At 71.8% G+C, this 22,301-nt stretch carries 20 protein-coding genes; 11 read left to right on the top strand and 9 right to left on the bottom strand.

Going from position 1 to position 22,301, the window contains the following annotated elements; genetic code table 11:
• The first annotated feature begins 10 nt into the window (after nt 1-10).
• Nucleotides 11-406, top strand: a complete 396-nt coding sequence (locus OG245_RS06095; protein ID WP_371622517.1) for a holo-ACP synthase — start codon at nt 11-13, stop codon at nt 404-406.
• A 113-nt stretch (nt 407-519) separates the two neighbouring features.
• Here the strand turns inward: OG245_RS06095 and OG245_RS06090 are convergent, their stop codons facing one another.
• Nucleotides 520-1,659, bottom strand: a complete 1,140-nt coding sequence (locus tag OG245_RS06090; protein ID WP_371622516.1) for a LuxR C-terminal-related transcriptional regulator — start codon at nt 1,657-1,659, stop codon at nt 520-522.
• Between the two features lie 32 nt (nt 1,660-1,691).
• Entirely contained in the window at nt 1,692-2,456 is a 765-nt protein-coding gene (locus OG245_RS06085) for a thioesterase II family protein (protein ID WP_371622515.1), read from the bottom strand.
• Between the two features lie 1,104 nt (nt 2,457-3,560).
• Between OG245_RS06085 and OG245_RS06080 the strand changes: the two genes are divergently transcribed.
• The gene (locus tag OG245_RS06080; RefSeq protein WP_371622514.1) at nt 3,561-4,148 is read left to right on the top strand and encodes a pyridoxamine 5'-phosphate oxidase family protein; all 588 of its coding nucleotides are present in this window, start codon (nt 3,561-3,563) and stop codon (nt 4,146-4,148) included.
• A 213-nt stretch (nt 4,149-4,361) separates the two neighbouring features.
• Here OG245_RS06080 and OG245_RS06075 read toward each other — a convergent pair whose 3' ends face one another.
• Nucleotides 4,362-4,901: a TetR/AcrR family transcriptional regulator gene (locus tag OG245_RS06075; RefSeq protein WP_371622513.1), complete on the bottom strand. Its 540-nt coding sequence runs from the start codon at nt 4,899-4,901 to the stop codon at nt 4,362-4,364.
• A gap of 88 nt (nt 4,902-4,989) precedes the next feature.
• On the opposite strand from OG245_RS06075, the gene OG245_RS06070 reads away from it, so the two are divergent.
• Together OG245_RS06070 and asnB are read left to right on the top strand one after the other, a co-directional pair.
• Nucleotides 4,990-6,252: an MFS transporter gene (locus OG245_RS06070; protein WP_371622512.1), complete on the top strand. Its 1,263-nt coding sequence runs from the start codon at nt 4,990-4,992 to the stop codon at nt 6,250-6,252.
• A 59-nt stretch (nt 6,253-6,311) separates the two neighbouring features.
• Entirely contained in the window at nt 6,312-8,183 is a 1,872-nt protein-coding gene (gene asnB / locus OG245_RS06065; RefSeq protein WP_371627818.1) for an asparagine synthase (glutamine-hydrolyzing), read from the top strand.
• 93 nt (nt 8,184-8,276) lie between these two features.
• Here asnB and OG245_RS06060 read toward each other — a convergent pair whose 3' ends face one another.
• A complete protein-coding gene (locus OG245_RS06060) occupies nt 8,277-9,137 on the bottom strand; it encodes a 3-hydroxybutyryl-CoA dehydrogenase (protein ID WP_371622511.1) in 861 nt (286 codons plus the stop codon).
• Nucleotides 9,138-9,369: 232 nt separating this feature from the next.
• On the opposite strand from OG245_RS06060, the gene OG245_RS06055 reads away from it, so the two are divergent.
• Nucleotides 9,370-10,638, top strand: coding sequence for a glycoside hydrolase family 10 protein (locus OG245_RS06055; RefSeq protein ID WP_371627817.1), 1,269 nt, complete (start codon nt 9,370-9,372; stop codon nt 10,636-10,638).
• Nucleotides 10,639-10,733: 95 nt separating this feature from the next.
• Here OG245_RS06055 and OG245_RS06050 read toward each other — a convergent pair whose 3' ends face one another.
• Entirely contained in the window at nt 10,734-10,967 is a 234-nt protein-coding gene (locus OG245_RS06050; protein WP_371622510.1) for a DUF1918 domain-containing protein, read from the bottom strand.
• Nucleotides 10,968-11,014: 47 nt separating this feature from the next.
• Nucleotides 11,015-12,082 carry a DMT family transporter gene (locus OG245_RS06045; protein ID WP_371622509.1) on the bottom strand — a complete coding sequence of 356 codons (1,068 nt, stop codon included), beginning with the start codon at nt 12,080-12,082 and terminating at the stop codon, nt 11,015-11,017.
• On the opposite strand from OG245_RS06045, the gene OG245_RS06040 reads away from it, so the two are divergent.
• Nucleotides 12,081-13,541, top strand: a complete 1,461-nt coding sequence (locus OG245_RS06040; protein WP_371622508.1) for a PLP-dependent aminotransferase family protein — start codon at nt 12,081-12,083, stop codon at nt 13,539-13,541. The two genes, OG245_RS06045 and OG245_RS06040, sit on opposite strands and share 2 nt — an antisense overlap.
• On the opposite strand, the gene OG245_RS06035 is transcribed toward OG245_RS06040, so the two are convergent.
• The gene (locus tag OG245_RS06035) at nt 13,538-16,792 is read right to left on the bottom strand and encodes a lantibiotic dehydratase (RefSeq protein WP_371622507.1); all 3,255 of its coding nucleotides are present in this window, start codon (nt 16,790-16,792) and stop codon (nt 13,538-13,540) included. The genes OG245_RS06040 and OG245_RS06035 overlap by 4 nt on opposite strands.
• Before the next feature lie 100 nt (nt 16,793-16,892).
• The gene (locus tag OG245_RS06030; protein WP_371622506.1) at nt 16,893-17,126 is read right to left on the bottom strand and encodes a hypothetical protein; all 234 of its coding nucleotides are present in this window, start codon (nt 17,124-17,126) and stop codon (nt 16,893-16,895) included.
• Nucleotides 17,127-17,675: 549 nt separating this feature from the next.
• Between OG245_RS06030 and OG245_RS06025 the strand changes: the two genes are divergently transcribed.
• The 4 genes from OG245_RS06025 (at nt 17,676) to OG245_RS06010 (ending at nt 20,927) form a co-directional block, all read left to right on the top strand.
• The gene (locus OG245_RS06025) at nt 17,676-18,251 is read left to right on the top strand and encodes a histidine phosphatase family protein (RefSeq protein WP_371622505.1); all 576 of its coding nucleotides are present in this window, start codon (nt 17,676-17,678) and stop codon (nt 18,249-18,251) included.
• A 192-nt stretch (nt 18,252-18,443) separates the two neighbouring features.
• Nucleotides 18,444-19,613 (top strand): serine hydrolase domain-containing protein, encoded by a 1,170-nt coding sequence (locus OG245_RS06020; RefSeq protein ID WP_371622504.1) that lies wholly within the window; start codon nt 18,444-18,446, stop codon nt 19,611-19,613.
• 75 nt (nt 19,614-19,688) lie between these two features.
• The gene (locus OG245_RS06015; RefSeq protein WP_215109274.1) at nt 19,689-20,186 is read left to right on the top strand and encodes a peptidylprolyl isomerase; all 498 of its coding nucleotides are present in this window, start codon (nt 19,689-19,691) and stop codon (nt 20,184-20,186) included.
• A 201-nt stretch (nt 20,187-20,387) separates the two neighbouring features.
• Nucleotides 20,388-20,927 (top strand): hypothetical protein, encoded by a 540-nt coding sequence (locus OG245_RS06010; RefSeq protein ID WP_371622503.1) that lies wholly within the window; start codon nt 20,388-20,390, stop codon nt 20,925-20,927.
• A gap of 39 nt (nt 20,928-20,966) precedes the next feature.
• Here OG245_RS06010 and OG245_RS06005 read toward each other — a convergent pair whose 3' ends face one another.
• Nucleotides 20,967-21,365, bottom strand: a complete 399-nt coding sequence (locus OG245_RS06005; protein WP_371622502.1) for a DUF5997 family protein — start codon at nt 21,363-21,365, stop codon at nt 20,967-20,969.
• A 58-nt stretch (nt 21,366-21,423) separates the two neighbouring features.
• Between OG245_RS06005 and OG245_RS06000 the strand changes: the two genes are divergently transcribed.
• Nucleotides 21,424-22,224 (top strand): LysR family substrate-binding domain-containing protein, encoded by an 801-nt coding sequence (locus OG245_RS06000; RefSeq protein ID WP_371622501.1) that lies wholly within the window; start codon nt 21,424-21,426, stop codon nt 22,222-22,224.
• Nucleotides 22,225-22,301: the final 77 nt, after the last annotated feature.

The raw sequence follows: 22,301 nt of genomic DNA, 5'->3' as shown, positions 1-22,301 counted from the left end.
GTGGTGCGCCGTGTGGATCGGTGTGGATGTGCTCCAGGCGGGCGAGCTCGACCGGCTTCTGCGCCGCGACTGGTTCCGCGCGTATGTGTACGCCCCCGAGGAACTGGCTGTCGCGGCGGGCTTCGGGGAGGACCGGGCCCGGGAGTTCCTCACCGGCCGGTTCGCCGGCAAGGAAGCCGCGCTCAAGGTGATCGGCACCGGCTTCGGATCGGGAGTGACTCCTCGCCAGATCGCCATCCTGCGCTCCGGCGGTGGAGCCCCCGTGGTCCGGTTGTCGGGGAGAGCGGAACGGATCGCCGCCGATGCGGGTATGGCGGGCATCCACCTCTCCATCACGCACAAGAAGGGGATGGTCGTCGCCGCGGCCATGGGCGTGCCCCGTTACGTCGGGCAGTCCTTCGCGTGATCCACCCCCGGGCCACGCGGTCGGTGGGAGACACCCCCGGCAGGGGGCGTGCGAGCCGGGCGCGGTGCGGCGCCCGGCCTACCGGGGCACACGGTCGAGCCCCCCGGCCGGCCTCAGACGAGTGCCGCTCCCTGCAGAAAGCCGGCCTCCGCCGCGGCCACACCCGCCTGGAAGCGGCTGTCGACACGCAGTTCTTTCATGATCACGGAGATGTGGCGTCGCAGGGTGCGCGGAGCGATGCCCACCCGGCGGGCTATCACGTCGTCCTTCAGCCCTGACGCGAGCATCCGCAGGATCGTGATCTTCAGTTCGTCGAGCGTGTCTCCGTAAGGGGAGCTGACCTGGCCGTCGAACCGTTTGGCGGCCTGCCAGGCGTTCTCATAGGTGCGGCGCAGGTGGTTCACGACGGACGACTCGTACAGAGCGCTGACCGCGAAGGTGTCCTGACTGGCGGTGTGATCCTGGATGAACGCCGCCTGGTGGTCGGCGACGACCACGAAGTCGGAGAACTCGTCGGAGGTCCGCACCAGCGCCCCACCGGTCACGTACTGCTCCATGTCGGAGCGGATGCGCATGTGGGAGCGGGCGGTGTGGGGGTACAGCAGACGCACGTTCACACCGCGCTGCAACGCCTCGTTCGCCAGCACCATGGTCCTCGTGAACAGCGTGGTCATGTGGATGCCGTCCGGCCAGACGGCCAGGATCTCGTGCGTGCAGCGCCGGATGGCGTCGGCTAGCCGCAGCAGGATCTCGTCCTGGTCGCTGGAGACGACGACGGTGCCGCTCCGCAGTCGTTTGCGCTGTACGTTGCCGAAGACCTCGGTGAACGGCTGGAGTTGGCGGTTGATGTCCGACAGCTCGCGGCGTTTGTCATGTATGGCCTGCTCCAGCGGGAACACCAGCTCCAGCTGGGCCGCTTCCGGGCTCACCGCGATGTAGGCGTTCCGCGTCCCGCAGTATTTGACGAGTCGTAGCTCCCGCAGGACGTCTATGGCTCGTTGGACCGCTTCGGTCGGCAGCCGAAGCCACACGGCGATCTCCGAGGCCAGGACCGAGTGGTGGGCCAGCGCGCGCTCGTACACGAGAACCGTCAGCGCGTCGATCGCGCCCGTGCTCGTGGTCCCGACGGTTTCCTCGCCCGGAATCGCCGGATAGGAGAAGGAAGACGGCGGGTGAACTTCTTGGCGGTCGAGAGACTGCTGTTCTTCCGGTGCGACCGCTATCTGCCGGTGTTCCACGATGCTGTGTTCCACGGTGCTCAACCCCCATCGGTGAAATCGGATCTTCAACCCGATATGATCTGTAAGTCCCTGAGGAACTCGTCGACCACGGCCGAAATCTGATCTTTCAGAAAGAAGTGGCCGCCCGGAAAGTGTGCCGTCCTGAATTTGCCGGTCGTGTGCTTCCGCCAGCCGGGTGCGGAGTCTGGGTCCAGATAAGGATCGTCGTCGGCCAGGAGGAAGGTAATGGGACACTCGACGGTCGATTCTTTGGGAGCCCGGTAGCCGAAATTCGCCCGATAGTCGTTCTTCACCACCGTCAAGATGGCCTGAAGTAGTTTTGGCTTGCTCAGGAGCCTGGAGGGTATGGCCCCCATGTCCTTGAGTTCCGCCACTATCTCTTCGTCGTTCTGCGGGGTGTGCGGGCCGAGCCCGTCGGAAGGGGAGCGCCGGCCCGACACGAAGAGATGCACGGGCGCTGCCCCCTCCGCTTCCAGCCGCCGGGCCACCTCGAACGCGATCACCGACCCCATGCTGTGGCCGAAGAGTGCGAGGGGCCGGCCGTCCCGGATCCAGGGGAGCAGCTCGGCGCGGATGCGGTCCGCCAACTGTCCGATGTCGCTGATCGCGGGCTCGCTGCGCAGCCCTGACCGGCCCGGGTACTGGACCGACAGCCCTTCGACCGACGCGGGCAGGGCTGCGGACAGAGAGGTGAAGACGCTGGCGGAGGCGCCCGCGTACGGACAGCAGACGAGGGTCAGCGCCGCATCGGGTGTGGGGTGATAGCTCTTCAGCCAGCCGTTCGCGGCTGTGGCAGTGGTGTTGTCCATGGAACATCCATCCGTCGGCAGGGCGATACGAAGGGAGCGCATAATGCGGTGGACTATGGAGCACGCCATTACTGGTGATGCGAGCTGACTTGCTTGACTCTTCCGTGCTGCCGATTCGTGCAGGAATCGCGTGGGATGTCAGCGCTGCACAAATCGACAGTCGAAGGAGAAGTGGCGCCATCGAGAAGTGGCGCCCGTCGAGCCAATTCAACTGAACGATCCTACCCACCCGATGCGGGTATATGTCAACTGCTGTTGCAGCAGCGCATCGAGGCCGGTGACGTCGGCACATGGGGCGATGGTACGGCGTCGTGCACACGGAGAATTTTGGCCGGTTCGCTGAGGTTCGCATCGCCTGTTCGCGACCGTGCATTCGAGTCGCCGGACGCCGCGCGGTCGAAAGGAAGTGGCGAAAACGATGCGCGTGGGCAGACCTGGCACATTCCCGTCGGTGCACTGCTGAGGCTGGAAATGCGGCGCTCCGCCATCCGGCTATCCGGTACGGAAGGTCGCCTTGCGTAATCCTCGCCGTGTCCGGGATCCGTACCTCCGGTCAGGCGGAGGCGCGCCGGGGAAGGTGCGTGGCGACCGCGTTTCGGCTGCGCGAGCGCCCCTCACCCGGTCCGTCGCGGCGACGGGCGCGAAGCGCGAGCCCGCTGCGGCCGTCCGGCGGGCCGACACGGGCCGCGGAGGCTCCGGGCCGGACAGTACCGAGGAGGGGCCGGACAGTACGCATGTCCGCGCCGACGCGTATCGGTGAAGGACTCAGGCGTCTCTGCCATTTTCGGGATACCTTTCGGAACCGATGAGTACCATTATCCTCGATGGGCATCGTAGCAGTGACGTGACACGTTACAAAGAGGGCCATAAGTGACGGTACGTGAGGGCTGAGCGCTGGGGCGGTCGGATCGTCCCCTCTGCCGTGCCGCCGCGCCGCCCCCTCGTCGTCTCCCGCTGTCCGGGGCGGGCGGGCCGAGGAAGGCCTGTCCCGCCGGTGCCCGCCACCAGTGGTTCACGTCGGCGCTGACCGCCGTACCCATGTCGAGACGCTACGAAGAAGGGCGTTGAATGAGCCGTTACGCGCAGGTGGCATACACCGAGAGTGTGCAAGAGGTACAGCGGGAGCAGGGCAGCGCGCTGTCCGGCATCCGCCAGCTCGCCCAGGGGGACTCGCCTGACCTCATGGGGGAGCACGAGGCGGGGTTCATCGAGTCCAGGGACGGTTTCTACCTGGCCAGCGTGAGCGAGACCGGGTGGCCGTACGTGCAGTACAGGGGAGGCCCTCCCGGCTTCCTCCATGTGCTGGACGAGCGGACCCTGGCGTACGCGGACGTCCGGGGCAACCGGCAGTACATCACCACCGGTAACGTCCGGGCCGGGGGGCGGGTGGCGCTGTTCTTCATGGACTACGCGCGACAGGCCCGCCTGAAGATCTTCGGGCACGCGGAGACGAAGGAGCTCGCGGACCACCCGGAACTGGCCGAGCGCCTCGACCACCCGCGGACCGACGGGCGGGTCGAACGGCTGATGACGATCCGTGTCGAGGGCATCAACTGGAACTGCTCGCAGCACATCACGCCCCGGTTCTCCGAGGCCGAGCTGGCGGAGGCGCTCCAGCCCATCCGCGCCCGCATCGCCGAGCTGGAGGCGGAGAACGCGACCCTGCTGGCCGAGGCCGCCGCGCGCCGCTGAGGAGGACCGGGAAACCCCCGCCGGCCGGCTTGCGCCGTGCGGGGGAGCGGTGGGGGCGATGTGGCGCCGCGCGGTGCTCGGTGTGGCCCGTCTGGCCGCCTACGGCCAGGCCGGTTCCGGGCGTTGCGCCCCCCGCGGCGTCTTCCTTAGTGTCGGTGTGGGCCCGGGAGGCCGCTACCGCTCACGGTGGCGGCACACCGGGTCGACCACGCGTCAGGCGAGCAGTATCTCCGCTATCTTCCGGGCCCGTCGGGCCGGTTCGCCGGTCTGTTCACGCATCGCAGTGACAATCGCACCGTCCATGAGCAGCGCGAACTGTTCGGCGAGTTCCTGGTGCCGTGGATGGCCGGCCTCCTCGATCAGACGGTCGAGGAAGTCGGTGACCCGGCTCTTGTGCTCCGTGGCGAGCCGGTGGACGTCGCTACGGGGGGAAGCCGTCTCGGCCACGGCGTTGATGAAGGCGCAGCCGCGGAATCCGGGGTTGTCCGCGCCCTCGGCCAGGGCGTCGAACACGGCCAGTGGTCCGCCACCGTGGGCGGTCACGGTGCTCTCCAGCCATGCCCGCCAGTGCTCGTCGCGGTGTTGGAGCACCGCGATCACCAGGGAGTCCTTGCTGGCGAAGTGCCGGTAGAACGAGGCCCGCCCCACCCCGGAGACGGCCAGCAGCCGTTCCACGCCGACGGATTGGATTCCTTCGGCGTAGAAGAGGTCCTCGGCGGCTTGCATCAACCGTTCACGCGCACGGGTCGGCATTTCTCCAGGGTAGCTGATCTTGACGTCAAACGATAATGATCGGTACCATCCAATACGGAACCGATCGGTACCAACATGGGGAGAGTTCATGGCTCGTCCGTCCGCCTCCGACCAGGCGCTACCAGCCGACGCGCCCGACCAGGCCGCTTCCGGTGACGCGGTGTCGCCCAAGAAGGCCTGGCGAGGTGTCGTCATGCTCGGATTCGGCACCTTCGCGATCGGCACGGACGAGTTCGTGCTGGCCGGCGTGCTGCCCGAGTTCAGTCAGTCGCTCGATGTCCCGGTCACCACGGCCGGTCAGGTGGTGACGGTGTTCGCGCTGACCTGCGCGCTGATGTCGCCCACCTTGAGCACCCTGACCGCCGCCTGGCCGCGCCACGGGGTGATCAAGCTCGCCTTCGCGCTCTATCTGCTGGGCATCGTCTGTACGGGCCTGGCCCCGACGTTCGCTCTCGTCCTCGTGGCGCAGGCGGTCGCCGCGGCCGGCGCGGCGCTCTACATTCCGGCGGCCACGGTCACGGCCGCCGCCCTCGTCGGCCCCGAACGCCGGGGCCGGGCCATCGCCACCGTCACCACGGGGCTGACCGCGGCCACCGCGCTGGGGGCCCCGATCGGTACCGTGGTCGGCAGCGCCCTGGGCTGGCGGTCGACCATGTGGTTCATCACGGTACTCACCGGCCTCAGCCTCGTGGGCGTCCTGGCCCTGGTGCCCCGGGTCACGGTCTCGGCGCCCGGCGGGCTCCGCCAGCGCCTCGCTCCGCTCGGTGACCGCCGGGTGGTCGCGGTCCTCGCGACGACCCTGATCTCCTTCACCGCCGCCTACATCGTCTACACGTACATGGCCGAGGTGTTCCACGGCGCCACCGACGGGAGCGGCACCCGCCTGGCCGTTCTCATGTTCGCCTTCGGCGTGACCGGGACCGTGGGCAACTACTGCGCCGGGGCGCTGGCCGACCGGGTCGGTGCCCGGCTGGTGGTGGGCGGCGCCATCGCGCTGCTCGCGGTCAGCCTCGTGGTGCTCCCCCTGGCCACCGACTCGTTCACCACGGCGATGGTGATCATGGTCGTCTACGGCATCGCGGCGTGGGCCATCACCGCGCCCCAGCAGTCCCGTCTGATCGGCCTGAAGCCGGATTCGGCTCCCTTGCTGATCTCGCTCAACGCGGCCTTCCTCTACCTGGCCATCGCCTTCTCCGGAGTCATCGGCGCGGTGGGCATCGGCGCCATCGGGGCCGACAAGATCAGTTTCATCGGTGCGGGCGTGGCCGTACTGGCCCTCGCACTGTCCGAGTTGGGGCACCGGCTGACCAAGCGGCAGCCGGCGGCTCCGGCGGAGATCAGCACCAACTGAGCCACAAGAACTGAGCCACAAACCGCAATGCCATGAATCCTCCGATGAAAGGCATGTCCATGTGTGGGATCGCTGGATGGGTGGACTTCGGCCGTGACCTGACGGGAGAAGGTGCCGCCGCGCAGGCCATGACCGCCACCATGGCCTGCCGAGGGCCGGACGACGAGGGCATCTGGACCGCCCGGCACGCGATGCTCGGTCACCGCCGACTGGCGGTGATCGATATCGAGGGCGGCAGCCAGCCCATGCGTTCGCCCGAGACGGGCCCTGACGGCGATCCCCTCGTGGTCCTCAGCTACAGCGGTGAGGTCTACAACTTCAAGGAGATCCGGGAGGAACTGGTCCTGCTCGGGCACCGGTTCCTGACCAGGAGTGACACCGAGGTGGTGTTGCGCTCCTACCTGGAGTGGGGCACGGACTTCGTCCATCGTTTCAACGGAATGTTCGGCTTCGCGATCTGGGACTCACGGACCGACGAACTCCTTCTCGTCAGGGACCGGCTCGGCGTCAAGCCTCTCTTCTACTACCCCATCGACGGCGGAGTGCTCTTCGGTTCGGAACCCAAGGCCATCCTGGCCAACCCGCTCAGCACCGCCGCACTCGACCTGGACGGGCTCCGCGACGCGCTGGCTCTCGCCCGGGTGCCGGGCAGGACACCGCTGAAGAACCTCTACGAGGTACGGCCCGGCCATATCGTCCGGGTCGGACGCGGCGGTCTGCGCGAGGAGACGTACTGGTCGCTGGAGACCCGCCCGCACACCGACGACCTCGACACCACCGTCGCGACCGTGCGGGAGATTCTCGAGGACGCGGTCACCCACCAGATGATCTCGGACGTGCCGCTGTGCTCGCTGCTCTCGGGCGGCCTCGACTCCAGCGCCCTCACCGCCCTCGCCCAGCGCTCGCTCGACTCGACGGGCGGCGGCAAGGTCCGCACCTTCTCCGTCGACTTCGCCGGCCTGACCGACAGCTTCAAGCCAGAGAAGTTCCGGGAGGCGCCGGACGCCCCGTTCGCCGCCGAAATGGTCCGCCACCTCGGCACCGAGCACCAGGAGATACTCCTGGACACCCGGCACCTCACCGACCCGGGTGTACGCGACGCCGTGCTGCGCGCCTGGGACCTGCCCTACGGCATCGGGGACCACGACCCCTCCCTGTACCTCCTGTTCAAGGCGGTCCGCGAGGACTCGACGGTGGCGCTGTCCGGTGAGTCGGCCGACGAGGTCTTCGGCGGCTACCTCTGGTTCCACGACGCCGTCGCCTCGCAGGCGCAGACCTACCCCTGGCACGCGATCAACGAGGTACCGGTGAGCGAACAGGCGACGGCCTTCCTCGCCCCGGGGCTGGCCAAGCAGCTCAACCTGGCGGAGTACGTCGCCGATCAGTACAGTGCCGCGGCGGCCGAGGTCGTCCACCTTCCCGGGGACAGCGAGACCGAGCGCCGGATGCGGCTGGCCAGTTACCTCAACATCACGCGCTTCCTGCGGATGCTGCTGGACCGCAAGGACCGTATGAGCATGGCGACGGGTCTGGAGGTCCGCGTCCCGTTCTGCGATCACCGGCTGGTCGAGTACGTCTACAACACGCCCTGGGCGATGAAGACGTTCGACGGACGGGAGAAGAGCCTGCTGCGCCACGCGACCAAGGACCTGCTGCCGGAGTCGATCCTGCAACGGCGCAAGGCTCCGTACCCGTCGACCCAGGACCTCGGCTACGACCAGGCGATCAACCGGGAGCTGACCGGGATCGTCGCCGACAAGCGGTCGCCGGTCCTGCCCCTGCTCGACCTGGACGCGGTGGGTTCCCACCTCTCCTCGCCGATCTCCACCCCGTTCTCGATGATGCAGCGGTCCGTGTACAGCGAGGTCCCGGTACGGCTCAACGCCTGGCTGACCCTCCATGACGTCAAGCTCGACGGCATCCAGTTCTGACCGGACCCCCCGACGACAAGCGGCGCCACGACATTCCGTGGCGCCGCATGTCCGGTTTCCGGCGTTCCGGCTCGGGGCCCGCCGGCAGGACGGTCAGCCGTACGGGTAGAAGCCCGACCCGGTCTTGCGGCCGAGACGGCCCGCGGCGACCATGCGCTGGAGCAGCGGGGGAGCGGCGTACAGCGGCTCCTTGTACTCCGCGTACATCGAGTCCGCGACCGAGGCCACGGTGTCCAGGCCGATCAGGTCGGCCAGCTTGAGCGGACCCATCGGGTGGGCGCAGCCCATCTCCATGCCGTTGTCGATGTCCTCGCGGCTGGCGATGCCCGACTCGAACATCCGGATCGCGGAGAGCAGATACGGGATCAGCAGCGCGTTCACGACGAACCCGGACCGGTCCTGGGCGCGGATCGGGTGCTTGCCGAGCACGTCCTGCACGACGGCCTCGGCACGGGCGATCGTCTCGTCCGACGTGGTCAGCGCCGGGATCAGCTCGACGAGCTTCTGCACCGGGGCCGGGTTGAAGAAGTGGATGCCGATGACCCGGTCCGGGCGCGAGGTGGCGACGGCCAGCTTCACCAGCGGGATCGAGGAGGTGTTGGAGGCCAGAATCGCGTCCTGCCGGGTCACCACCTGATCGAGCACCTGGAAGATCTCGGTCTTGACCTGCTCGTTCTCCACGACGGCCTCGATGACGAGATCGCGGTCGGCGAACTCCCCGAGGTCGGTCGTGAAGCTCAGGCGGCCGAGGGTCTCGTCCCGCTCCTCCGCGCTGATCTTGCCGCGCTCGGCGGCCTTCGAGAGGGAGTTGTACAGACGGGTGCGTCCGATCTCCAGTGCTTCGCCCGTGGTCTCGGCGACCTTCACTTCGAGGCCGCTGCGCGCGCACACCTCCGCGATACCTGCGCCCATCTGGCCACAGCCCACCACTCCGACGCGTGCAATGTCGGCCATAGAGTCCGTCACCTCGTGCCTTTCGCCGTTCTCCGTATCGCAGGGTCCCGTGTGGTTCCGGTGCCCGCCTCGACCCCACGACGTTACTCCGCATGCCGACGGGGACGTCCCGCGGGTCGTGACGGCCACGGATGGGAAGGATGCGATTACGTAGAGCCATCGGAGTCGGAGCGGGACGTGGCGGAGAGAGGTGGGCCGGATGCGGCGCACAGGTGTGGCGAGAAGGGCGTTCGTGCTGGGCGCGGCCGGACTGCTGGCGGCGATGACGCCCGCCGGTGACGCGGTCGCCTCCCCGGCGGGGAGGCGGAAGGGCGGCGGGCTGCCGGAGGCGGCGGGGGAGGTGCGGGGCATGTGGATCGCCACCGTCGCCAACATCGACTGGCCCTCGAAGCCGGGGCTCACCGCGGCGAAGCAGGAGGCCGAACTGTTCGCGTATCTGGACCGGGCGGTCGAGCTGCGGCTCAACACGGTAGTGCTCCAGGTCCGGCCGACCGCCGACGCCCTGTGGCCCTCGCCGCACGAGCCGTGGGCCGCCTGCCTCACCGGGACCCAGGGGAAGGACCCGGGCTGGGACCCGCTCGGCACGGCGGTGCGCGCGGCACACGACCGGAGCCTGGAGCTGCACGCCTGGTTCAACCCCTACCGGGTGGCGAACCACACCGACCCCGCCCGCCTCGTCGCCTCCCATCCGGCCCGGCTGAACCCGGGCTGGGTCGTGCCGTACGGCGGGAAGCTCTACTACAACCCCGGGCTGCCGGAGGTCCGCCGCTTCGTCCAGGACGCGATGCTGGACGCCGTGCGGCGCTACGACATCGACGCGGTGCACTGGGACGACTACTTCTACCCGTACCCGGTGGCCGGGCAGGCCTTCGACGACGACGCCGAGTTCGAGCGGTACGGCGGCGGCTTCGCCGGCCGGGCGGCCTGGCGGCGCGACAACATCGACCGGCTCGTGCGCGAGACGGGGGAGCGGATCCGGGCGATCAAGCCGCACGTCCGTTTCGGTATCAGCCCGTTCGCGGTGTGGCGCAACAAGGCGACCGATCCGCTGGGGTCGGACACCCGGGCGGGCGTGCAGACCTACGACGACCTCTACGCCGACACCCGCAAGTGGGTCAAGGAGGGGTGGATCGACTACATCTGCCCGCAGATCTACTGGCACATCGGCCAGACCGCCGCCGACTACGCGAAGGTCCTCGCCTGGTGGAGCGGGACCGTCCGGGGCACGGGCGTCGAGCTGTATGTGGGCGAGGCGCTGTACAAGGCCGGTGATCCGGCCCAGGCCGACGCCTGGCAGGACCCGGCGGAGCTCTCCCGTCACCTCACCCTCGCCCGGGACCACGCGGAGGTGGGCGGGCACGTCTACTTCTCCGGGAAGAGCGTGATGACGGACCGGATCGGCGCGATGCGGCGTGTGGTGGCCGACCACTACACCGACCGGGTCCGGCTCTATCCGGACCGGGGCCGGGCATATCCGCACCGCCGCCCTCGGGCGACGTAGTCCGGGCGCCGGGCCGGAACGCCGGCGGGGCGCGCGGTGGCCGGGCGGCGCGGGACCGAGGGGCGCGGGCGGGTTCGGGGCCGGGGTCCGGCCCCCTAACGCTGCCGCCCGTCCCTCGGCCACAGCGGCTGCTCGTCCCTCGGCGTCTCCGCATGCTGGACGACGCTGTCGGGGCCCGGTGACATCAGGTGTTCGTGGCCGTCCTCGAAGCGGAGCCGGTACGGGGGAGCGCCCCCGTCGCCGAGCACCTCGATGATCTCGGCGACCCGGTCGTGCTGTCCCACGGTCCTGCCGTGCATCAGCAGCCGGTCGCCCGTGTGCGCCTCCATCGGGAGCGACCTCCTCACAGGGGGAGACGGTGTCCGTATCGACAAGTCTATGACCGTACGCGCCGGGATTCCCCCGCTGCGCCGCGGCCGGCGCGCTGGGTGGCGGCGATGCAGACGAGCACGGCCACGGCCGCGACCGGGGCCGCGGCGGACATCTCCTCGCCGAGCAGGAGGAAGGACCACACGAGCGTCAGCAGCGGCTGTGCGAGCTGGAGCTGACTGGCCCGGGCGACACCGATCGCCGCCATGCCCCGGTACCAGACGTACAGCCCGAGGAAGGTCGATCCGGCGGCGACCCAGACCAGTCCGAGGACGCCGTGGGCGTTCAGGCGCACGGGTTCGAGCGGCAGGGCCACCAGGCTGCCCGCCACCGCGAGCGGCAGGCACAGGACCAGGGCCCAGCCGATCACGTGCCATCCCGGCATCGACCGGGCCAGCCGGCCGCCCTCGGTGTATCCGGCCGCGCACACGAGCAGCGCGCCGAACAGGTACAGGTCGCCGGAGGCGAGAGCGCCGCCGCTCTGCTGCACGGTGAAGGCGATCACCACGGCCGCCCCGGCGAGGGCCGCGGCCCAGAACGTGCGCGACGGCCGCTCGCCGGTGCGCAGGGACCCCAGCACCGCCGTCGTCAGCGGCAGCAGGCCCACGACCACGGCCGCGTGCGAGGTGGTGGAGGTCTGCAGGGCCAGCGTCGTCAGCAGCGGGAATCCCACCACCACCCCGCCCCCGACGACCGCGAGCCCGGCCCAGTGCCGGCGTTCGGGCAGCGGGACGCGGGCGGCCAGCAGCACGCTGCCCGCGATCAGGGCGGCGAGCACGCTGCGCAGCGCGACCAGGGACCAGGGGCCGAAGCTCTCCAGGCCCCAGGCCGTGGCCGGAAAGGTCAGCGAGAACGCCACCACGCCGAGCCCGGCGAGCACGGTGCCGCTCCGCCCGGCCGAGGGCCCCGGCGCATGCCCGCTTCCCGGCCCGTCCGCAGCTCCAGCCCTGGTCCCCGTCCCAGCCGCTGTCGACGTCGCTGTCGAGGCGATCAGGGCCGGGGCGGTCCGTGAGGGGTCGGCCGGCGGGGCAACTGCTATCGATGAGGGTGGGATAGCGCTATTGTCTGCTCTCATGCAAGAGCGTAGCAGCGTTGCCGACCTGGTCACTTCCCTGCGGGCCGAGCTCAACCGCTACTCACCCGGTGGAAAGCTGCCGTCCAGTCGTGCGCTCGTCGAACGGTTCCGGGTCAGCCCCGTCACCGTCTCCCGCGCCATCGCCCAGCTCTCCGCCGAGGGGCTCGTCGTCACCCGGCCCGGCTCCGGCGCCTTCCGCGCGCACCCCCGCGTCGCACCGCCCGCGCCGGGCGACACGTCCTGGCAGGAGGTGTCGCTGAGCGGCGACGGAGGACCCGAAGTGGTGCCGCGCACCGTGGACGCCTCCGGGGTGCTCGTCACCCTCGCCGCACCGCCGCCCGGCGTCATCGAGTTCAACGGCGGCTATCTCCACGCCTCCCTCCAGCCCGAGCGGGCGCTCTCCGCGGCCCTGGCCCGTGCGGGCCGCAGGCCCGGCGCCTGGGGCCGCCCTCCGACGGACGGACTGCCCGAACTGCGTTCCTGGTTCGCCCGCGAGATCGGCCCCGCCGTCTCCGGCACCGACGTCCTGATCACCGCGGGTGGCCAGAGCGCCCTGGCCACGGCGCTGCGCGCGCTCGCCCCGCCCGGGGCACCGGTCCTCGTGGAGTCGCCCACCTACCCCGGGATGCTCGCCGCCGCCCGCGCCACCGGGCTGCGCCCCGTCCCCGTGCCGATGGACGCCGACGGGGTGCGCCCCGAGCTGCTCGCCGACGCGTTCCGGGCCACCGGCGCCCGGGTCTTCGTCACCCAGCCGCTCTTCCAGAACCCCACGGGGGCCACCCTCGCGCCCGCCCGCCGACCCGAGATCCTGGCCATCGCCCGCGCGGCCGGGGCGTTCGTGGTCGAGGACGACTTCGCCCGCCGGCTCGTCCACGACGACGCCGGACCGCTGCCGGCGCCGCTGGCCGCCGACGATCCCGACGGCGTCGTCGTCCACGTCTGCTCGCTGACCAAGGTCACCTCGCCCAGTCTGCGGGTCGGCGCCCTGGCCGCCCGCGGGCCGGTGCTGGAGCGCCTGCGGGCCATCCAGGTCGTCGACAGCTTCTTCGTCCCCCGGCCGCTCCAGGAGGCCGCGCTGGAACTCGTCGGCTCCCCGTCCTGGGGCCGTCACCTCGCCGCCGTCGCCACCGAGCTGAGGCACCGCCGTACGGCCATGGCGGCCGCCCTCGCCGGCGAGCTGCCGGAACTCGCGCTGCCGCACCTGCCGGCGGGCGGCGGCAGCCTCTGGCTCCGGCTCCCGGGCAGCGGCGCGGGAACGGCCACCGACGAGCCGGCCGTCGTCGCGGCCGCCCTGCGCGCCTCGGTCGCCATCGCCCCCGGACGCCCCTACTTCTGCGCCGAGCCCCCGGCAGGCCACGTCCGCCTGAGCTTCGCCGCGGTTTCCGGAGAGGCCGAGATCGCGGAGGGCGTCCGCCGCCTCCGTACCGCCTTCGACGGGCTCCCGGGGGACGGCCCTTAGACCCCTCCGGCCGTCGCCGCGCGGCGGGTCAGGTGCGCCTCGACGGCGCCGCGGGCGGTGGCGTACACCGCGCTCTCGGCGGATCGGGAGGGGTTGGCGCTGATGCGGTTGTGGTGCATGTGGAGCAGTGACGCCAGGAGCGGAACCCTCTGCGCGTCGGTGCCGGTCAGGTGGTGTCCGTAGGAGGACAGGGACTCGGCTGTGCCGGTCCACGCCTTCATCAGGGGCGCCGTGGCGGGCAGGGCCCGCAGGGTGGCGAAGCCGTCGAACGGATCGACGATGCGCAGGGCCTCCCGGCGGCGTGCGCGGAAGGTGTCGTGGTGCTCCCCTCGCGGTGCGATCGAGAGCAGCGGCCGCGCGCGGTCCGGCTCCGCCGAGGTGCCGTCCGGCGCGGGGAAGTGGAAGGCCAGGTGGGCCTGCCCGGCGGCGGCGAGCAGCAGCGGGTCCACCGGGGGAGGTGAGGCGTCGAGGAGGCGGAGGTGCTCCAGGGCGGCCGCGCTGTCGGCGTGGAAGACGCGCTCGGCGGCGGCCATGGCCTCGGCCGTGCCGCCGTACCGCGCCGTCTCGGGCTCGTACGTGTCCAGGACCAGCCGCCCGGCCAGCCCCTGCGCCCGCAGGTCCTCGGTGAGGTCGTGCAGGCGCGGGAGCACCCGGGCGGTCAGCGCCCGGGGCTCTCCGTGCAGGCGCAGCCGCAGGTGCGGGTCGGGGTCGGCGTAGCGGACGAAGAACCATCGGTCGGCCTCGTCCGGCAGGCCGTCCAACAGCTCGGGCAGGTGGCGGACCAGCACGGTGTTCTGGGCCCAGGTGGGGCCGTACAGCTTGGCGAAGACCCAATCGCCACCCGGGAGATGCCGGGGCGGACGGCGGCTCGACGGAGTGTCGTGCCGCCGAGGCGGGCCGGACGCGTCGGCAGGGGCGGTGCGACGGAGCAGCGGCACGGAGATCTCCGCGGTGTGGTGGCCACCGGTGGGACCGGTCAGCCAGCCGCTGCCCGAGCCGTCCGGGTCGACGGACGCGTGGATCTCCGCGTCGGGCCGGTGACTCAGTTCCCGGCGCAGCAGCGAGAGGTCGGCGGGGCGGGTCAGGTCGAGGGGGAGGCGCTGGTCGAACGTGCCCACCTCGATGCGGTCGGGCACCCGCCACCGCCGCTGCCAGGCGCGCAGGGCGGGCAGCCAGTGCCGGGTCTCCGCGGCCTGGTCGAGGACGTCCTGGTCCCTGACGAGCCAGCGGGCACGGCTCAGTACGGATGGTCCGTTGCGGACGCCCGGCAGGTACGGCCAGTCCCGTGCCGCCCCCCAGTCCCAGCCGTACAACGGGCGTACCCCGTCCGCGGTCAGGAGTTGCAGCAGCCGTACGTGCGGAGGGGCGTGCGTGCCGGTGTTCAGCATGTGGAAGGTGCCGGCCGCCACCTCACGTCCGCCGTGGAGCGGCGAGACCAGGCGCAGACGGTCCGGGGTGGCGACGACCGCGAGATCCTCCATGCCCAGGGAGCCGGGGGCCGACCGTTCGCCGAAGGTGCCGGGGGCGAGGGTGTGACCGGCCCAGCGGGGTGTTCTGATGACGTTGCCGCAGCGGGCGTCACGGGGGCGGAAGACGAGCTGCACGGGGACGGGAGCGTCCGCGGTGCCGACCGGGCTGCCGGTGAGGGCGGCGGCCGCCAGATTCCGGAGGTCCTGCGCCGCCTCGGGGAGCAGGGGCGCGAAGCGGCCCCACAGCGCGCCGGCGGGCCAGGACCCGGTCAGCGGCGACATGACCAGGGTGAAATCGCCGCGCTTCACGGCGTCCGGTGAGGGAGCCAGGAGGTGGAAGACCGCCTCGGCCGACGGCGGCGGCACCCCGGCGTCGTCCTCCAGCGCGGCGATGTCCTTGTCGGTGAGCTCGATCTCGCGGCGGCCCGCGAGGACCGCCTCCTCGGCGAGGGCGAGCAGGACGCTGTCCCGCCGCCCGTCCCCGCCGGTGCTCGGCACGAACGGTCCGGGGTGCCCCAAACCGTCCACCGGGTCGAGGAGTTCGTCCAGGGGGACCGCCCGCTCGGTTCCGTACCGGTGCAGAAACGCCTTGTGGTACGCGCCCAGCGGGCGCCGCCACTGCGCGGGCGGACCGGTTCGCCACAGCAGTTCGGCGGCGCGGGCGGCCTCCCGGCCCACCGCGTGGGGCAGCTCGATGTCCGCGTCCAGTGCCAGGTCCGCCGTGACCGGGCGCTCGCAGGGTTGCAGGGCGCGCATCCGGCGCACGGCCCGGCGAAGCCCGTGCAGCCCCTGACCCGGAGGCCGGGCGCTGTAGCCGGCCAGATCGGCGGTCACCTCGCGCAGCAGCGCCGCCTCGTCGGCGGCGGCGGGAACGGCGGCGAGCCGATCGGTCAGGTGGCGCAGCGGATCCGGTGCGTCCGGGGCGGGCGGCAGGTCGGTGAGCAGGAAGGAATGGGCGACCAGCTCGGCGATGACTCCCTCGACCGCCCCGGCCGGTGGCTCGGGCAGGCTGTCACGCATCCGGGCCGCCAGCTCCGCGTGGGTGACGGGCGTGCGTGCGCAGACCAGCGCCGCGCGGACCGCTTCGGTGCACCGCACGGACACCTCGTCCACCTCGTCGGCGGGCCGTCCATCCGCCCGGCCGCTGTCGGCAGCGGTGACGTGCGGCAGCACCAGACGCTCGCCGCGCCGCACGCACAGGCCGTTGGCCGACAGCCGCAGGTGCGCCAGGATCGCGGGCCGGCGCTCCCACCGCGAGGTCACCTCCGCCAGCCAGGCCGCGTCGGGCTGTACGGCTTTGCGGTGCGCGCCGGCGAACCGCACGGAGAGGGTGTCGGTGAACCGCACGTGCGTCACCCCTGCCATCAGCCCGAACGGGGTCGAGCGGCCTCCCATCCGGATCCGGTAGCGCAGCACCGCCCGGAAGCAACGGCGCAGTTGGGGCAGTGTGGCGGGCCGGCCCTCCAGCAGACCGTCCACACGGTCGGCCAAGGAAGGGCTCGACAGGGCCAGAGCCTCGGCGACCAGGGGGTCGGCGGCCAGGTGAAGGATCGCCTGCCGCAGCCGGCCGGCCTCTCCAGGAGCACCGGGCGCATGGGCGGTCTCGTCGGCGATCTCCTCGGTGATCCCGTCAGCGGTGGCGCCGGAGGCGGGCGCCGGGCCCGGTGCATCGTCCGTGAGCCCGGCCCGGAGCGCGGGGTCATCGACGGGGAGCACCGGGGCACGCAGGAGCGCCATGCCCACAGGGGCGTACAGCGCACCGGCGGCGTCGGGGGTCGTCATGGTGTCCTTTGGGGGTGTGTCGCTCCGCCCGCGCGGCATCGGCCCCGCCACCGGCGAGGCGGTGGCGGGGCCGGTATCCGCTGTCCGAGCCGCAGTTCGCCTACGCCCAGGTCATCGGGTGCATCGTGTGGCTGGTCATCGGCCGGCCGGCCCGCACGGCCGCGGACTGGGCCCCGGCCATCGGGTGCAGCGTGGTGCTGGTCATCGGCCAGGTCGCCTGCCTCACTGCCGGTGCGAGTCCCTGCCCCGCCCGGCTCCCGGAGTGCTCGTCCCGGCCGCCGATGTCTGCCGACGCGCCTACTCGGACGTCGAGGTCATACGGACTGTTCGTCATGGGTGTTCCTCTCCTTCCAGCTTCCTTAATGCCGCATATCACCACATTGACACCCATAGGGGGCCGTCACGTCATCAAGGGGAAGGAGACCTGTCTGCGACCTTCGGTGGATGCTCCCGGTCCGCCACCGACCGCATCGGCCAAGGTCTGCCGCGGCGCGACGGGTTCGTGGACGGTGTCGTCGATGGCGCGGGCCGTGGTCGGGGGCTTGAGGGCGAGGTCGGAGTGGTCCGGCCTAGGCCCTGTCGTCGAGCTGCCGCCTTCCCCGCGGCACCGTGCACGTGCTCCCGCCGCACCGGGCGCAGGCCCGAGTGCGTCCCGTACGAGTACCCGCACCCGGCACACCGGGAGCACGCACCTGGCCCCGCAGGGCCGCCCTTCGGGCGACGACGGCAGTTCGACGACAGGACCTGGCCGGGCGGGCGGGTCTCGTCCTCCCGTACGACAAGGGCGGGAACGGCCGGCCGACGGCCCGGGGCCCCTCGTCCGGATCATGCCGGGCTCGCACGCCCTCTTGACCAAACAGGCGTTCGCCCTCACGATCCCGCCATGACGCTTCGGGTCTCCCTGGTCGCAGCGGCGCGCACCTCCTCCCGGCTGGCCGAGCGCTTCGACGACGACCGGCCGCTCGATCAGGCCGGCTGGCACGAGGTGCAGCTCGTCGCCCACACGCTCGTCCCGCTCGGCGCCGCCGAGCTGCGCTACTGTTCGCCCACCCCGCGCAGCCGCGCCACCGGGGACGCCCTCGGCTTCGCGCCGATGGCGCAACCGGCCCTGCGCGACTGGGACATGGGCCGCTGGCGCGGGATGACGCTGGGCGAGGTCACCGCCCGGGAACCGGCCGCCGTGGACCACTGGCTCGCGGACCCGCGCAGTGCGCCGCACGGCGGCGAGTCGATGCTCGGCTTCATCGGGCGGGTCGGCGGCTGGCTGGACACCCGCCCCGCCGACGACGGCCTCGTCGTCGCGGTCGCCGAGCCGGCGGTGATCCGGGCCGCCCTCGTCTACGCCCTGAACGCCCCGCCCTCCGCGTACTGGAACGTCGACGTCCGTCCGCTGTCCACCATCACGCTGACCGGTCTGCCGGGCCGCTGGAGCCTGAGCCTGGAGGCGGGCGGCCGCTGACCGGGGCGGGGCCGGGGGAGTCCAGGTCCGCCCCGGGCCTCCAGGGTTCACCAGGGTCCGCCCCGGGAGTCCCGGGTCCACCGGGGGAGTGCGGGGCCTGGGGATGCCGGCCCTTCCCTCCGGTCCGACCAGTCGGTACGTTGCGGGGGCGCCCGGTTCCGCCGGACCCGCGCCCGCGACGAGGGAGGCCCCGTGCCGCAGCTCCACGGCCACTGCGACGACCGGTTCACCGGAGTCCGGGACGCCTTCGAGGAGAACTTCACCGAGCGCGGCGAACTGGGCGCGGCGGTGACCGTCCTGGTCGACGGGAAGCCGGTGGTGGACCTCTGGGGTGGTTGGGCCGACGCGGCCCGCACCCGCCCCTGGGAACGGGACACCCTGGTCAACGTCTGGTCCACCGGCAAGGGCCCGACCGCGCTCTGCGCACATCTCCTGGCCGACCGGGGCCTGCTCGACCTGGACGCCCCGGTCGCCGCCTACTGGCCGGAGTTCGCCGCGAACGGCAAGGGATCCGTCCTCGTACGCCACCTCCTCTCGCACCGCTCCGGGGTGGCCGGACCCGACACCCCGCTCACCCTGGAGGAGCTGTACGACTGGGAGACGGTCTGCGCCCGGCTCGCCGCCACCACCCCCTGGTGGGAGCCGGGAACCCGCTCCGGCTACCACGCGATCAGTTACGGATTCCTCGTCGGCGAGGTGGTCCGCCGCATCACCGGGCTGCTGCCGGGGGCGTTCCTCCGGCGGGAGATCACCGGACCGCTGGGCATCGACTTCACCTTCGGCCTCCCGGAGGACCAGGTCCACCGGCTCGCCGAACTCGTCCAGGAACGTCCCGACCGGGCCGCCCAGGCCGCGCTCCTGGAACGGATGTCGCCGGTGGCCGTCGCCTCCCTGCTCAACCCGCCCACCGGCCGGTCCGCCGCGAACACGCCCGCCTGGCGGGCGGCGGAGATCCCCGCGGCCAACGGCCACGGCACCGCCCGCGCGGTGGCCGCGCTCTACGGCATCCTGGCCGGACGCGGCAGCCTCGACGGCCGCCGGATCCTCTCCGAGAAGGCCGCGGCCCGCGTGGGCGAAGGGCAGGGCCCCTGCCGCGACCTCGTCCTCGGCGACGGCTTCGTCCACGAGACGGAGATCGCCCTCGGCCTCTGGCTGAGCGGCGCGAACCGCTCCTACGGCCCCGACCCACGGGCGTTCGGCCACGACGGCGCGGGCGGCTCCTGCGGCCTGGCCGACCCGGATGCCTCCATCGCGCTCGGGTACGTCATGAACCGGATGGGCTCCCGGCTCGCGGACGACCCGCGCAAGACGGCCCTGGTGGACGCCGCCTACGCGGCCCACGGGGAGACCGCCGGGAGGTGAGCGGAAACAGGACATCCGACGTGCCGACCCAACCCGGGTTTCACCTGCGGTTGCCAGGAATGTGAGGATGTCACCATGACAACCAAGGTCTACTTCGACATCACCATCGACGACGCGCCCGCAGGGCGGATCACGTTCAACCTGTTCGACGACGTCGTCCCCAAGACGGCGGAGAACTTCCGCGCGCTCGCCACCGGCGAGAAGGGCTTCGGCTACGCCGGCTCGTCCTTCCACCGCGTCATCACGGACTTCATGCTCCAGGGCGGCGACTTCACCCGCGGTGACGGCACCGGCGGCAAGAGCATCTACGGCGAGAAGTTCGCCGACGAGAACTTCACGCTCAAGCACGACCGTGTGGGCCTGCTCTCGATGGCCAACGCCGGCAAGAACACCAACGGTTCGCAGTTCTTCATCACCACGGTGCTCACCCCGTGGCTGGACGGCAAGCACGTCGTCTTCGGCGAGGTCGCCGACGACGACAGCATGGCCCTGGTCCGCAAGATCGAGGCGCTCGGCTCCTCCAGCGGCAAGACCCGCGCCAAGGTCACCATCGACAAGTCCGGCGTTCTCTGACCCGACCTGACCGGACATGACCTGACCTGACCGGTCCGGTAACCCGACGGGCCCGTGGCAGGGCCGTTCCCCCGACGTACGCGCCGGCGGGGCGGACCCCTGCCGCGGGCCCGTGGCGTGCGGCCGCCGGTTTCCCCGACACACGCGCACACGTCCCCGGACTCGGGCAGAATCTGACGTGTCCACAGCGGGGGAGACGCGATGCGACGCACCGATGCCGCACGGGAACTGGGCGGATTCGTCCGGGAGCACCGCACGGACGGCGGCAGACGCCTGCGCCTGGCAGGGATCCTGCTGGCCGTCGGCGCGGTCGGCGCCGCCCTGGGAGTGCCCGTGACCATCGCCTCCATCGGCACCACCGACGGCGCACCCGAACTGGCGGGCCTGCTGCTCGGGGTCGGGCTGGTCGGGCTGGGCCTCGGAGTGTGGCGCCTGATTCAGGCCCGCCGCACCCGGGAGCAGTGCTTCGACGTCCACGAGTGGGGGCTGACCCACCGGGTCGCGGGCAACGCCACGCTGATCCCCTGGACGGACATCGAACGCATCGGCTCCGCCTCGGCCGAGGACGGGCGCCCGCTGGCCGAGGCCCGGGGGACGGGCTTCGGCTTCGCCATCGAACTGCGCGACGCGCGGAAGATCCGGGTGGACACGTTCACCGAGGACGCGCGGGAACTGGCCGAGACGATCCACCGTGCGGTGGACCTGGGCCAGTTCCCCCAGGGACGGGGCCGTCGGCCCTGACACCGGGCGCGGTCGACCGCCGGTCCGCCGCCGGCCGGACTACTGGTCGCCGGACTGCGCGGCCCGCTCGGCGTTGCGCTCCTTGATCCGGGCGGTCTCCTTGCGCACCTCGGCCTGCGTGGCGCGCTCCTTCTGGAGCCACTCGGGCGTCTCGTCCTTCAGCGCGTCGATCTGCTCGGTGGTGAGCGCCTCGGTGACCCCGCCGCGGGCGAGCCCCGCGATGGAGATGCCGAGCTTCGCGGCGACGACCGGGCGGGGGTGCGGGCCGGTGCGGCGCAGCTCCACCAGCCAGGCGGGCGGGTCGGTCTGGAGGGCGTTGAGCTCGGTGCGGGAGACGGCACCCTCCTGGAACTCGGCGGGGGTGGCCTGGAGGTACACACCCAGCTTCTTCGCCGCCGTGGCGGGCTTCATGGTCTGGGCGGTCTTGTGCGACGTCATGGGTCCAGGGTATCGACCATGGGACATACCTCCGACCACCTGCCGGTAGCCTGGTTCCGTGACAGGCTCGGACATCCCCTCATCCTTCAGGCTCGCGTACGTTCCCGGCGTGACGCCCACCAAGTGGGTGAGGGTCTGGCGCGAGCGGCTGCCCGACACCTCTCTCGACCTCGTCCAGGCCACCGCGGCGGAGGCACCGGGCCTGCTGGCGGGCGGCGGCGCCGACGCCGGTCTCGTACGGCTCCCGGTCGACCGGAGCGTCCTGAGCGCGATCCCCCTCTACACCGAGACGACCGTCGTCGTGATCCCCAAGGACCACGTCGCGACCGCCGCGGAGGAGGTGTCGCTCGCCGAGCTGTCCGACGAGATCGTGCTGCATCCCCTGGACGACCTCCTCGACTGGGAGACCCTGCCCGGCCGGCCCGCCGTCGAACGCCCGGCGACCACGGCGGACGCGATCGAGCTGGTGGCGGCGGGCGTGGGCGTCCTCCTCGTCCCGCAGTCCCTGGCCCGCCTCCACCACCGCAAGGACCTCACCTACCGTCCGGTCCCGGAAGCCCCCGAGTCCCGCGTCGCCCTGTCCTGGCCCGAGGCGGAGACCACCCCCGACCTGGTGGAGGAGTTCATCGGGATCGTCCGGGGCCGCACCGTCAACAGCACCCGCGGCCGTGCGGCCACCCCGCCGCGCCCGGCGAAGGACAAGGCGAAGGCCAAGGACAAGGCCAGGGACAAGTCCAAGCGGGCCGGGGCGGGCGGCGCGGGCGGCGCCCGGAACAAGCCCGCGGGGGGCAGGAAGCCCCCGTCGGGCGGCCGGGACGGTGGCCGGAGCGGCAAGCGCGGAAAGCCGCGGGGCCGGTAGCGCACCGGGGGCATCGGCCCGCGACCTTCCCGCCCGGATTCGCTCCGCGAACGCCACCCCGCGTCGGTTGACTCGTT

Origin of the sequence: Streptomyces sp. NBC_01116, from assembly GCF_041435495.1 — a bacterium.
GTDB lineage: Bacteria > Actinomycetota > Actinomycetes > Streptomycetales > Streptomycetaceae > Streptomyces.
Note: the sequence above shows the minus strand (reverse complement) of the source record. Positions and strands in the feature narration are given on the sequence as shown.